At 62.9% G+C, this 11,159-nt stretch carries 15 protein-coding genes; 9 read left to right on the forward strand and 6 right to left on the reverse strand.

Going from position 1 to position 11,159, the window contains the following annotated elements; all coding sequences use genetic code 11:
* Positions 1 to 441 precede the first annotated feature (441 nt).
* Together U5709_RS08280 and U5709_RS08285 are read right to left on the reverse strand one after the other, a co-directional pair.
* A complete protein-coding gene (locus tag U5709_RS08280) occupies positions 442 to 723 on the reverse strand; it encodes a hypothetical protein (RefSeq protein ID WP_321971006.1) in 282 nt (93 codons plus the stop codon).
* 2 nt (positions 724 to 725) lie between these two features.
* Positions 726 to 980 carry a hypothetical protein gene (locus U5709_RS08285; RefSeq protein WP_321973184.1) on the reverse strand — a complete coding sequence of 85 codons (255 nt, stop codon included), beginning with the start codon at positions 978 to 980 and terminating at the stop codon, positions 726 to 728.
* 136 nt (positions 981 to 1,116) lie between these two features.
* Between U5709_RS08285 and U5709_RS08290 the strand changes: the two genes are divergently transcribed.
* The 7 genes from U5709_RS08290 (at position 1,117) to U5709_RS08320 (ending at position 8,317) form a co-directional block, all read left to right on the forward strand.
* Complete coding sequence (locus U5709_RS08290) at positions 1,117 to 1,374, forward strand: hypothetical protein (protein ID WP_321971004.1); 258 nt, start codon at positions 1,117 to 1,119, stop codon at positions 1,372 to 1,374.
* Positions 1,367 to 1,600 (forward strand): DUF4160 domain-containing protein, encoded by a 234-nt coding sequence (locus U5709_RS08295; RefSeq protein ID WP_321971003.1) that lies wholly within the window; start codon positions 1,367 to 1,369, stop codon positions 1,598 to 1,600. Before U5709_RS08290 ends, U5709_RS08295 begins: the two co-directional genes overlap by 8 nt.
* Before the next feature lie 463 nt (positions 1,601 to 2,063).
* On the forward strand, positions 2,064 to 2,744 hold the full coding sequence (locus U5709_RS08300; protein WP_321971002.1) for a response regulator transcription factor: 681 nt from the start codon (positions 2,064 to 2,066) through the stop codon (positions 2,742 to 2,744).
* On the forward strand, positions 2,741 to 3,847 hold the full coding sequence (locus U5709_RS08305) for a sensor histidine kinase (RefSeq protein WP_321971001.1): 1,107 nt from the start codon (positions 2,741 to 2,743) through the stop codon (positions 3,845 to 3,847). The genes U5709_RS08300 and U5709_RS08305 overlap by 4 nt, the downstream gene beginning before the upstream one ends.
* 85 nt (positions 3,848 to 3,932) lie before the next feature.
* A complete protein-coding gene (locus U5709_RS08310; RefSeq protein WP_321973185.1) occupies positions 3,933 to 4,769 on the forward strand; it encodes an ABC transporter ATP-binding protein in 837 nt (278 codons plus the stop codon).
* A 9-nt stretch (positions 4,770 to 4,778) separates the two neighbouring features.
* On the forward strand, positions 4,779 to 6,875 hold the full coding sequence (locus U5709_RS08315) for an FtsX-like permease family protein (protein WP_321973186.1): 2,097 nt from the start codon (positions 4,779 to 4,781) through the stop codon (positions 6,873 to 6,875).
* 194 nt (positions 6,876 to 7,069) lie between these two features.
* Positions 7,070 to 8,317 (forward strand): ATP-binding protein, encoded by a 1,248-nt coding sequence (locus U5709_RS08320; RefSeq protein WP_321973187.1) that lies wholly within the window; start codon positions 7,070 to 7,072, stop codon positions 8,315 to 8,317.
* 43 nt (positions 8,318 to 8,360) lie between these two features.
* Here U5709_RS08320 and U5709_RS08325 read toward each other — a convergent pair whose 3' ends face one another.
* The 4 genes from U5709_RS08325 to U5709_RS08340 all read right to left on the reverse strand — a co-directional run bounded on the left by U5709_RS08325 (position 8,361) and on the right by U5709_RS08340 (position 9,848).
* Entirely contained in the window at positions 8,361 to 8,498 is a 138-nt protein-coding gene (locus U5709_RS08325; RefSeq protein ID WP_321973188.1) for a hypothetical protein, read from the reverse strand.
* Positions 8,495 to 9,307: an N-acetylmuramoyl-L-alanine amidase gene (locus U5709_RS08330; RefSeq protein WP_321973189.1), complete on the reverse strand. Its 813-nt coding sequence runs from the start codon at positions 9,305 to 9,307 to the stop codon at positions 8,495 to 8,497. The genes U5709_RS08325 and U5709_RS08330 overlap by 4 nt, the downstream gene beginning before the upstream one ends.
* Before the next feature lie 98 nt (positions 9,308 to 9,405).
* Positions 9,406 to 9,630: a hypothetical protein gene (locus tag U5709_RS08335; RefSeq protein ID WP_321973190.1), complete on the reverse strand. Its 225-nt coding sequence runs from the start codon at positions 9,628 to 9,630 to the stop codon at positions 9,406 to 9,408.
* Entirely contained in the window at positions 9,627 to 9,848 is a 222-nt protein-coding gene (locus U5709_RS08340; protein ID WP_321973191.1) for a hypothetical protein, read from the reverse strand. Before U5709_RS08340 ends, U5709_RS08335 begins: the two co-directional genes overlap by 4 nt.
* A gap of 189 nt (positions 9,849 to 10,037) precedes the next feature.
* Here U5709_RS08340 and U5709_RS08345 point away from each other — a divergent pair, with 189 nt between their 5' ends.
* Both U5709_RS08345 and U5709_RS08350 read left to right on the forward strand, forming a co-directional pair.
* A complete protein-coding gene (locus U5709_RS08345; protein WP_321973192.1) occupies positions 10,038 to 10,499 on the forward strand; it encodes a helix-turn-helix transcriptional regulator in 462 nt (153 codons plus the stop codon).
* A 21-nt stretch (positions 10,500 to 10,520) separates the two neighbouring features.
* A complete protein-coding gene (locus U5709_RS08350) occupies positions 10,521 to 10,856 on the forward strand; it encodes a hypothetical protein (RefSeq protein WP_321973193.1) in 336 nt (111 codons plus the stop codon).
* The last annotated feature ends 303 nt before the right edge of the window (positions 10,857 to 11,159 follow it).

The raw sequence follows: 11,159 nt of genomic DNA on the forward strand, positions 1-11,159 counted from the left end.
ATCGAGTGGGAGTAACAAGATGCGCTGCTAGAGGGGGCCGAAAACGGTCCCCTCTTTTTGTTAACGTGTTTTCTGGCTCAGCTAATAACCTTACGTATATGTGATATACGCAAGCCGGCGGCAACGGCGAGGCGGCGAATAGCTGGGGAAACTGATATTTGGTGCCCCGAAAAACCTCACAGGAATGTAATCGGGCGCAGCTAGACGCATAAAACATCGTCTGCGCCGCACGCCTTTGCCGAGGCGTGCGGCGCATCAAGAAAATTTCCGTTCCGGGGTCAAAATGGAGTCACGGAGCGTTTTCGCGCCCGCCTACCTGCGACGACGGTTATTCTTTCCCGACGCGCTTGAAACTGGCACCTCGGTCCCTCTGCGCGGCGCCCGCGGCCGACCGGCCCCGCACATCGGGCGCGGGAGGGACGCCGCGCCGGTCCCGCCCGCTTACGCTATGGCCATGAGGCCGTCCGCGAGGATTCCGCGGGCGTACGCGCCTGTGGACTTGCCCTCGGCCTTGGCTTCCTTCTCAAGGGCTCGCTTCATGGCGGCGGGAACCTTGAGCGACAGCGTCACGGTGTCCGGCGCCGCCTTCGGGAGCCTGCCCTCGACGACCTCGCCGACGTTGACCCACCCGCTGGGCCACTCGTCGCGCTCGAGCGCGCTCTCCCAGGCGGCGATCATCTCGTCGGTAACGACCTTGCCGTTCTCGGCGACGATTCCGTTCATGTCTACCTCCATCCCAGCTCACGCTTGAACTTCTTCGTCGGCGGCGTCATTGCGTGGAAGACGCACCAGACGCCGTCGATGTCCATGAACCCGATCAACTCGGCGAACCTCCCGTCGGGAAGCGAGCCGACCGAGATCCAAAGCGGCGGGTCATCCGTGCCGTTCCTCTGGCGGCACCTGATCGGGTTCTCCCACGCATATGCGACCTCCTCGCTGGCAAGCCCGTGCTTAAGGACGTTCCCGTGCACTCTGACCACCGCCGCGCTCCTTTCTTTCTTGGATAGTATACCCAATTTGTATACTAACTCAATGCGTCCGCCCACCACGGTTGCGGCGAAGCGCGGGGCCGAAGGTACACTCCGCTCATGTCGCAAAACCCAGGGAGGCACGCCGATGATGTGGGAATACGCTCGCTTTGAGGACGACACGCGGGTCTCGTACTCTGAGGTGCGCGACGACAACACCGTTCTCGTCGTCGAGCGCCCGCGCGACTGGGGCTTTGACACCGCCGAGTGTCTGCTTCCCGCTTACAACTGGCTAAGGCTCGACGGGTTCTCGGAGAGGGAGGCAGCCGACCTCGACGCCTTCGTGAGAAACAACTCATCGCTCATCATGCGTTTCGCGTACGAGGGCGGGCGCGTCTATGCCTAGCCTCTTTCGCATTGGCCCCTACCTGCTTTTCTTTTGGACAGGGGAGAACGGCGGGCCGGTGCATGCGCACGTCGCCGTTAAACGCCCGGCGAAGGGCGCGACGAAAATCCGGCTCACGAGTTCGGGCGGTTGTAAGCTGGCGCACAACAAGGGCGGGATCCCGAACAGGGACTTGCGCGACATCATACGGTTCGTGGCCGCCAACCACGGCTTGAATTGTCCCTGAGATTCACTGAAAGCCCAGGTCGCGGGATTCCGGCACTCGGCGGCACTCGAAAATGAACGCACCCTGCATACGCAGGCTCAAGCCTCGGACTCTCTCAATCATTGAGTAGGAATAGAACGCCTGTACGTATTTGCGATATACTAGCAGATAAGGCGTCCATTTCAAACGAAATGGACGCCTTTTTTGAGAAGTCGCGGCTGCCGCATGCGAGCCGATACCGCCGCTGGCGCCCGCCGTCGAGCTTGCCGACAGGGTCGAGGGCAATTAACATGTGTGAATAGGTTTCAGGCCCTGGACGGGGCCGCGCCGGCCTTCGGCCGGGCGCTTACACCAACTTTTCCGACACTACCGCCTCCCGCGTTATTTATTGCCGCATCATTTGATGTGCGTGAAAGAACGCCGATGGGCGCACGATGGCTTTGCCCGGGAGTAGAATCTGGCAAACGAAAGGAGGGAGGGGCCTGTGGCACGGATTTTCATCATCGAGGACGATACGCCTTTGCGCGAGGGGCTCGTGCGCCTGTTGGATCTGCACGGCCATGAATGCGTTTGCTGCGAATCGTTTCCCGATGCCGCAGAAGAGGCGCTGGCGGCCGATGCCGACTGCGTCCTGCTCGACCTCTCGCTCCCCGGCGCCTTCGGGCACCAAATCTGCCGCGATATACGTCGCGATAGCGACGTCCCCGTGATCGTGGTCACGTCCTCCGACAGCGAGTTCGACGAGGTCCTGAGCCTTGATGTGGGAGCCGACGATTACGTGACCAAGCCTTACCGCCCCGCCGTGCTGCTTGCCCGCATCGAGCGAGCGCTTGCGCGCAGGCAGGATGCGGGAGCTACGAGCCCGAAGGCCCTCGAAGTCGGCGGCGTCTCGCTTGACCCTTCGCGCGGCGAGGTTTCGTTTGGAAACGAAACCTGCGAGCTCGCGCGCAACGAGCTGCGCATCCTTCATGTGCTCATGCAAAGCGCGGGCGAGGTCATCACGCGCGCTGAGCTCATGGAGGAGCTTTGGCAGACCGACTCCTTCGTGGACGACAACACGCTCACGGTGAACGTCAACCGCCTGCGTCGCAGCCTCGAGAAAATCGGCGTGCCGGGTGGCTTTGTCGAGACCAAGCGCGGACAAGGCTACTTGGTGCGCCCATGAGCAGGCCAAGATGGAGCTTCGCGGCCTTCGCCCGCGACCGCGCCCCGTTGGCCGCCGTCGCCCTTCTCTGCATCGGGGCCGCGGCGTTCGTGCTCGACATGACGCGAGCGACAACGGGGACTATCGCGCTCGTGACCGTCCTGCTGCTTGCGGGCCTCGCCGCCGCGCTCTTGCTCGCCTATCACCGCGACGCGCGCTTCTGGCGCCAACTCGCCGATCTCTCGGACGACCCCGCCTCCGCGCGCTTCATCTCGTCGCTCCTCTGCGAAGCCCGCACACTCGAAGCCCGGCTCGCTTGCGAAGCGTTGCAGGCGCAGGGCGCCGCCGCCACGGACGAGGTCGACGCCATTCGCGACGATGCGAGCGCCCATCGGCACTACACCGAGCTCTGGGTGCACCAAACCAAGGCGGCCGTGGCCGCGCTGCAACTTGAGCTTGCTCCGCTGCACGGCGCCGATGCCGATTCCGCGCGGGCCGAGCTCGCGCGCATCGAGGCGCAGATCGAGCAGGCCCTGTACTGCTCTCGCGCCCAAACCGTGAGCAACGACTACCTTATCCGCGAGGTCAAGCTCATCGACGTCGTCAACGCCGCGGTGCGAAAGCAGGCGCGACGCATGATCCGCGCAGGGGTTGCGCCCCAGGTTGAAATCGATGGGCAGGCCAGCGTCCTTACCGACGAGAAGTGGCTGGTGTTCATCCTGGGCCAGATCATGGACAACTCCATCAAGTACGGCGCGCGACGCATAGCGTTCTCGCTGGAGACCAGCGATGCGAACACCGCGGACGGATGCACCTGGCTGCGCGTTTCAGACGACGGCGACGGCATCCCCGCCGCCGATGCGCCGCGCGTGTTCGAGCGAGGCTTCACGGGGAAGGCCGGACGCACGCACCACCCCGCCACGGGCATGGGTCTCTACCTGGTGGCCTGCGCCTGCCGCGACCTGGGGCTCGGCATCGAGCTTGAAAGCGAGGAAGGGGCGGGCACTGCGATCAGCATCGGCTTTCCGCAGGATCGGCGGCGATTAGAGCTTGCCGCCGCGACGCGGGCCGCAACAGGCTCGCCTGCGCAGGCGGAACCGGCGGCGAACCTTACGCAAACGTAAGGCTCGGGTAAGGCAAATCGATGGATGACGGCGCGCGAAAGCTGGACGATGGGGGCAACATCCACCGCAACGAAAGGACCCGGGCATGAATGCTGTTCGCATCAATCCCCTTGCAACGCCCGCACCCGCCGACGCGCAGGGCGGCGCGCTTCTGCGCGTGACCGACGTCGAGAAGGCCTACGGCTCGCGCGGAGCCGTGACGCATGCCCTCGCAGGCGTGAGCTTTGCAATCGAAGCCGGCGAGTTCGTGGCCGTCATGGGGCCTTCGGGCTCCGGCAAGAGCACGCTGCTCAACTGCATCTCGACGATCGACCAGGTCAGCGGCGGACACATCGTCCTCAATGGACGCGATATCACCAAGCTGCGCGGTCGCGAGCTTTCCCGCTTCCGCCGCGAGAGCCTGGGCTTCATCTTCCAGGACGCAAACCTGCTCGACACCCTCACAGGGTTCGAGAACATCGCCCTCGCCCTCACCATCAAGGGCGTATCCGCAGGCCAAGTTCGCGAGAGGGTCGGCCGCGTCTCAAAGCTCCTTGGCGTCGAGGACGTGCTGGACAAGCACCCTAACCAGATGTCGGGCGGCCAGCGCCAGCGCGTGGCCGCCGCGCGAGCCATCGTCGGCAATCCCAGGCTCGTGCTCGCCGACGAGCCAACGGGCGCGCTCGACTCCCGCAACACCGCGGTCCTGCTCGAGACCCTCGAAGTCCTCAACGCAAAGCTCGGCAGCACCATCGTCATGGTCACGCACGACGCCTTCGCCGCCTCGCATGCGGGGCGCGCGCTCTTCATAAAGGACGGCAAGCTCTTCAGCGAGGTGCGACGCGGCAGCGGCTCGCGCGAGGACTTCTACACGCGCATCCTCGAGGTCCAAGCGTTTCTCGGCGGGCGCGCCGGCTCGGTTGCGCCCCGCCACGCGCGTTAGGGGGCTGCCATGCTTGTGAAGCTCGCCTTGCGCAACGTGCGCCGCAGCGCGCGCGAATACGCCATCTATTTCGTCACGCTCGTCCTGGGCGTCGCCGTCTTCTATGCTTTCAACGCCGTCGGCGACTCGTCTGCGCTCTTCGAAGCCAAGGAGACCGGTGAAGGGGTGCTGACCAGCGGCGGCCCCGACGTCTTCGGCCACATCTCGCGGCTCATCTCCATGCTCAGCGTGGCCGTGGCCGTGGTGCTGGGGCTGCTCGTCCTATACGCCAACCGCTTCGTCGTGCGCGCCAGGAAGCACGAGTTCGGCACCTATCTCCTACTTGGTATGACGGCGCCGCAGGTCTGCGCCGTCGTCCTCATGGAGACGCTCTCGGTCGGCGCCATCTCGCTCGCCTGCGGGCTTGCCCTGGGCATCGGCGTGAGCCAGGGGCTCTCGTTCGCGGCGGCCGCGCTGCTCAAGATGAGCGTCGCCAACTACCAGATCATCTTCAGCGCGGGCTCGGCCGCGGCCACGCTGGCAACCTTCGCGGCGATCTTCCTGGTCACCGCCGCCTTCAATGCGCTGCAGATCGGCCGCTGCCGAATCATCACCCTGCTCAATTCCCGCTCGACAGGCGAGCGCATGGCGCTGCGCCGCCCCGTCTTTTGCGTGGTCGGGTTCGCGCTGGCCATAGCGATTCTCGCCCTCGCCTACTGCACGCTCGCCGCATTCGGCATGAACTTCATGAGTGACGAGTTCCTCCGGGGCACGGCCCTTATGCTTGTAGGCACCCTCCTCCTGTTCTGGTCGGGCTCGGGCTTCGTCGTCCTCGTGCTCTCGCGCTCCGACAGCGTTTACCTGCGGGGCCTTCGCATGTTCACGGTGCGTCAGGTCGCCCATAAGGCGAACACCGCCTTCGTCTCGCTGTGGGCCGTATGCGTGCTGCTCTTCATCGCCATCACCACGTTCGCCTGCGGCTCCGGCCTCGCGAGCCTCTACTCGGACGACATGAGCGAGTCTGCCCCATACGACGCCTCGTTCATCGGGTACGCCACGTCCGAGGACTCCCCAAGTCGCGAAGCCTATCAAGAAAACGACGGCGACTCCCTTGCCTGGATGGAGGAGAACTGTCCCAGCTGGAGCGAGCTCGTAAAAACCGCTGCCCAGATCGAACATTGGAATGCCGAACGCATGGCCTACGGGGAACTCGAGAAGGCCCTCGGCATATCGTCGGGCTCCAACGTCGACTCCTCCTTCGCGAGCAACCCCGTGCAGTTCGTGGGCGTCTCGCAGTACAACGGGGTTGCCCGCCTCATCGGCGCGCAGGAGATCGTCATGGCAGACGACGAGTACGCCGTCTGCAACAACGTGGACAGCCTTTCCGCGTTTTCCGAAGCGCTCGCCTCGAGCGAGAAGGGCATCGACATGCTGGGCTCGCATCTCAAGGCTTCCGGCACGCTCGTTACGGCGCAGCTCGTAGACGAGGATATCGCCTACTCGACCGCCGTCCTCGTCGTGCCTGATGGTATCGTGCGAACGGCGCGCGCGGAGGGCCTGTGCCCGAGCCAGTGCACCGTGGACGTCATGTACCGCGACGGGTTTTCGCAGGCCGTGGCCACCGCGCAGCTCAGTGAGGAATGCGAGCAGGCGAGAGAAAGCGGGTCCCTCTGGCCCTATTCGTACGCGATCGACCCCGAGACGATCCGCAGCGACACCCTGGCGCTGAAGCTCGCCATCACGTACCTGGGCCTCTACATCAGCTTCGTTTTCCTCGTGACCACCGCGGCCGTGCTCTCGGTGCAGCAGCTCTCCGAGGTTGCCGAGAGCATCGGGCGCTACCGGATGCTCGCGCGGCTCGGCTGCGACCGGCGCGCGCTGATGGCAAGCCTGCGCTCGCAGATGGCAGCCTACTTCGCGGCGCCGCTCGTGGTCGCGCTCTGCCACGCGACCTGCGCGGTGGGCGTCATGTACACGAGCGCGCTCTCGTTCGCGGGCGTCGACCCGATGGTGCTCGCGGGAGCGGCGGGGCTCGTCATGGGCGTCTACCTGCTCTACCTCGTCTGCACCTACCAGGTGGCGAAGGGCGCGATCGTCTCCGGCGTTGGTAGCCGGCTGCTCAGCTAGCACAAGGAGGAGGATCTGGCAGCGCCCGGAATTCGACTCGCCCTGCATACGCAGGCTCAAACCTCGGACTTTCTCGATTGTTGAGTGGGAGCGACAAATTCTGCCGTTATTGATGTATCTAGCTAGATTTAGCGATAGATATATCGATAAATCTTGATTTTTGTATGATGCCCTCGCCTTAGATTGGGGGCATCATGCGTTATTTCAAGCGGGAAAGCTACCTGGAGAAAATCCGCGGCTTCTACAACGACGACGGGATGATCAAGGTCATTACGGGCGTGCGCCGATGCGGCAAGTCGTGCCTCATGCGCACGATCGAGGAAGAGCTCAGGGGCAGCGGCGTCCCCGCCGAGCGCATCGCGTTTTTCGACCTGGACAGGTACGGGTTCAGGTCTGTGAAGACGGCAGACCAGCTGGAGCGCCTGATCGAGCCCCTGCTCGAGGTGGAGGGGCTCAAGTATCTCTTCATCGACGAGGTCCAGAACGTCAAGGGTTTCGAGGAAGTCGTCAACGAGTTCCGCGCCGAGGGCGGGTTCTCGATCTTCATCACGGGATCGAGCTCCTACCTACTGTCCGGCGAACTCTCCACCAAGCTCACGGGCCGCTACGTCGAGTTCGAGATGCAAACGCTGAACTACCGCGAGTACCGCGAGATGAAGGGCTTTCTGGGGATGGCTGCCGATCCGAACCCCGCAGCCGAGCTCGATGAGTACATCCTCGCCGGCGGGTTCCCGAAGGCCCTGGACTACACGGACCTGGCCGACAAGCGTGCTTATGTGAAGTCCGTCATCCAGGAGATATTCGAGAAGGACATCAAACGGCGCGTCAAGATCAAGAACGTCTCGGTCTTCAACGCCGTGCGCGACTACGTCATAAACAACTTCGGCGCGACGACGTCGCTCACAAACATCCTCTCTGACCTAAAGTCGAAGCAGGGCGTGCAGATGAACCGCGAGACCCTCAACCGCTACCTGCAGATACTCGAGGACGCCAAGATCATAAGCAAGTGCACAAGGTTCGACATGAAATCGCGCAAGTCGCTCGCAGGCGAGCAGAAGTACTACCTCGCCGACCTGAGCTTCTACTTCGCGCTCAACACCGACAACAGGATCAACTACGGCCCCGTGCTCGAGAACGTTGTGTACAGGTACGCCAGGAGCCTGGGCTACGAGGTGAGCGTGGGGCGCATCGGCAAGCTCGAGTGCGACTTCATCATGCGCGGCCGCGACATGGGCTACTCCTACGTGCAGGTGGCCATGACGATTATGGGAAGCGAGAAGACCGAGGACCGCGAGTACCGCCCGTTGGAGCAGATCCGCGACAACTATCCCAAGTTCGTGATTACCCGAGCCGACCCCATACAGCGCCGAAACGGGATCATCCACGAGAACGTGACCGACCTGATCGGACAAGGGCTGGGCTTCGGGGCAAGGAGCTCGTGAGCTGCCGCAACGCCTGTCGCCCACGCTCGAACAACCGTCCTCGCTAGTCCCTGAACTCGTTCTCGAACCTATCGACCACCCAGCAGAGCGGGTACAGCGGGAGTAGGATCAGGCGCAGCAACGCGGCCGCGATGACGGCCAGCCACCAGGCGACCTCCTCCTTGAGCTTCTGCCGCGTCACGACGGCATCTCGTTGACGCGGGCCTGGACGGCGGAGTAGTTGGAGCCGAGCGCTGCCTTTCGCGCGTCCCCATTGCCGAACTCGCCGGCGATCACGCGACGCGCCAGGTCGTCCACGTCAACGGAGGAGGAGCCGCCACCCGTGGAGCCCGCAGAGCCGCCGGAACCGCCGCCGCCCAGGATGCGGTTCACCTCGGCCTGCACCTCAGCATAGCGGTCACCCAGCGCCGCCTTGCGAGCGTCTCCGTTGCCGAACTCCCCGTTGATGACGCGGCGGGCAAGGTCGCTCACGTCGCCGGAGACGGACGCCCCGCCGCCCGAGGAACCGGATCCAGCGGAAGCCGCGCCGCCGCAGATCCTCGCATGAAGCGCCGCCCACTTCGAGCCGTTCACGTACGGCGCCGGGCACAGCTTGCCCGTCACGTCGAAGTGCCTGATCACGTTGTCGGCCGAGACACCGCAGCGCGAGCGAATATCGGCCACCAGCGCGGCCAGCGCGTTGATCTGCGCCTCGGTGAAGTCCGCACCGCCCGAGACAACCTCGATGCCCACCGAGCAGAGGTTGGTGCCCCAATGTCCGGCGTGCCAGGCAGTATCGCCCTCGCTCACCGACTGGCGCAGTGTTCCGTCCTTGTCGATGAAGTAATGGGCAGATGCCCCGGCAGATGAGCGCGAGAAGTACAGCAGGTTGTTGTGGGCCGACGCCTCGGTGCCCGTGTAGTGCACCACGATCTTCGAGATGCGGTTCCCTTGGCGCCCGGCGGTGTAGTTGCGTGAATCGCACTGGATGAACTCCGCGACGTTAGCCATCCTGCTCGACCTCCTCGGGCTCCGGTGCCCAGTCGTCCGGGCACCCCTCGGCCTGGCGCGCCTCGATGGCCGCGATCTGCTCCTCCGTCAGTTCGAACTTACTCATTGCCGGCCCCCTTAAGCTCGTTGCCCTTGCCGATCTCCGCCATCAGCGGAGACAGCACCGCCATCACCAGCGCCACGACCAGCGCGCGCCACGTGGGCTCAAGCACTGCCACGCCCACCAGCAGGTCGATGTTGGCCACCACCACGCCCAGCACGCCCTGGGCGATCGTGCGAAGCAATCGCCACTGCCACTCGTTGCTCGTCAAGAAGTCGTTCATTTCCCAGCCCTTTCTTCCAGCGACTCAACGTCGCGTCTTACAAGCGCCATGTCCCGCTCGAGCCGGTACGTCCTCTCGACTAGGCAGTTGTGTTTCTCGACCCGGCGGCTCAGCTCGTCGACCTTCTGCTCGAGCACGGCCCGTGACCGGGAGTTCGAAACGACGACGCCGGCTAAAGTCACCGCACCGCCGATCAACGCCACCAGAACCGATTCCATCCGCATCAACCCCAACTAAAAAGAGACCGGCAAGCTTTACGCCTACCAGTCTCCCGCGTGGTCACAAGCTGGTCGCAAACCACGTCTAAGTGGCACGACAGAGATATTTTTAACTTGACCTATTGACGTCTCTTTTACGCTGTATAAAATATCTGACAGGAACAATGATTCTTGATGAAAGGTCTTCGAATGTCGCCAACAGACGAGGAACTCATAGAGAGGCTTCAAGAGCATCTGGGGACGATACGCAAGGCCGCAGGCTGGACCGGCGAGCGTCTTGCAAACGAACTTGGTGTGACGAAGCAGACTGTCAGCAGCCTCGAGACTGGCAAAACCCAGATGACCAAGATGCACTATCTTGCCATTCGATCTGTCTTCAACAACGAAATAGCAGTGAGCGGCAACGAGGACCTGGCTAAGATCATCCAGCTTTTCGTCGACCAGCCGGTGGCCTCCAAGCTCGAAAAGCTCCAGGAAGATCCGGCCGAAGCGCCCGAGAAAGGAAAAAGCTCTCGGCAGGCTACTCTCGCCCGGCAAAGCGCGTTGGTCGGTGCCGCGGCGCTAACAGCCGCCCTCGCTCCAACCTCCGCTGCCTTGGTACCTGTCTTGGCAACTATCGCGAAGGAACTAGGCAAGTCAATAAAGAAATAGGCACTACGAAAGGAGCTATCGATGGCATGGGATTATGCAGAGCTCACGCACTTGGCAAAGATTAGCGGCGGGCCGGAGGCGTTGGTCCAGAAAATTGAAATGGGCGGTGTCCTGACAGGCAGAAAGCAGATGCTTCCAGTCGTTGGAGCCGCGCTATTGCTAGGCGCTGCCATCCCAACTGCAGTTAAAAAGATCAAGGGAGTCTTCGTGCCGCAGCCCAACGTTTCACCTGCGGAAGTAACCGCTGCAAAAGAAGAGTTGATTGCGGGCATAAAAGCCTATGATTGCGAACATCCGGATGGTCCGGTTGTGGAGAAGCAAGCGAGCAGTGAAGGAGATGGTTTGGATGAGCAGTAGGTTTCCAGACGTCGACTGGTGGTGCGACCGTTGCAACGCATATCTGAACGACCAGCCCGGCTTCGATGACCATAAGTACACCTGGGTATGCACCGAGTGCGGGCACAAGAACAGCATTTCATCTTCCAATATCTATGATTCCGAGGAAGATTTTCGTAACGCGCACAATGACTAAAAGCGGCAGGGCAATCTGTCCCATCTGAAAAAGTGAATGGGGGCAGTCTCAGCAGGAGACTGCCCCCATTTTCTCACCCCGCCGTCAAGTACCCCGCAGCCCCGGCCGTGTCCACCCGCATCATCGCG

The sequence above is a fragment of the Paratractidigestivibacter sp. genome, from assembly GCF_963660155.1.
Lineage (GTDB): Bacteria > Actinomycetota > Coriobacteriia > Coriobacteriales > Atopobiaceae > Paratractidigestivibacter.

Excerpts from the sequence above, each read along its gene's own strand:
- U5709_RS08280 (WP_321971006.1), bottom strand. The coding sequence starts at position 723 with ATGAACGGAATCGTCGCCGAGAACGGCAAGGTCGTTACCGACGAGATG.
- U5709_RS08290 (WP_321971004.1), top strand. The coding sequence starts at position 1,117 with ATGATGTGGGAATACGCTCGCTTTGAGGACGACACGCGGGTCTCGTAC.
- U5709_RS08295 (WP_321971003.1), top strand. The coding sequence starts at position 1,367 with ATGCCTAGCCTCTTTCGCATTGGCCCCTACCTGCTTTTCTTTTGGACA.
- U5709_RS08305 (WP_321971001.1), top strand. The coding sequence starts at position 2,741 with ATGAGCAGGCCAAGATGGAGCTTCGCGGCCTTCGCCCGCGACCGCGCC.
- U5709_RS08310 (WP_321973185.1), top strand. The coding sequence starts at position 3,933 with ATGAATGCTGTTCGCATCAATCCCCTTGCAACGCCCGCACCCGCCGAC.
- U5709_RS08315 (WP_321973186.1), top strand. The coding sequence starts at position 4,779 with ATGCTTGTGAAGCTCGCCTTGCGCAACGTGCGCCGCAGCGCGCGCGAA.
- U5709_RS08320 (WP_321973187.1), top strand. The coding sequence starts at position 7,070 with ATGCGTTATTTCAAGCGGGAAAGCTACCTGGAGAAAATCCGCGGCTTC.
- U5709_RS08330 (WP_321973189.1), bottom strand. The coding sequence starts at position 9,307 with ATGGCTAACGTCGCGGAGTTCATCCAGTGCGATTCACGCAACTACACC.
- U5709_RS08335 (WP_321973190.1), bottom strand. The coding sequence starts at position 9,630 with ATGAACGACTTCTTGACGAGCAACGAGTGGCAGTGGCGATTGCTTCGC.
- U5709_RS08340 (WP_321973191.1), bottom strand. The coding sequence starts at position 9,848 with ATGGAATCGGTTCTGGTGGCGTTGATCGGCGGTGCGGTGACTTTAGCC.
- U5709_RS08345 (WP_321973192.1), top strand. The coding sequence starts at position 10,038 with ATGTCGCCAACAGACGAGGAACTCATAGAGAGGCTTCAAGAGCATCTG.
- U5709_RS08350 (WP_321973193.1), top strand. The coding sequence starts at position 10,521 with ATGGCATGGGATTATGCAGAGCTCACGCACTTGGCAAAGATTAGCGGC.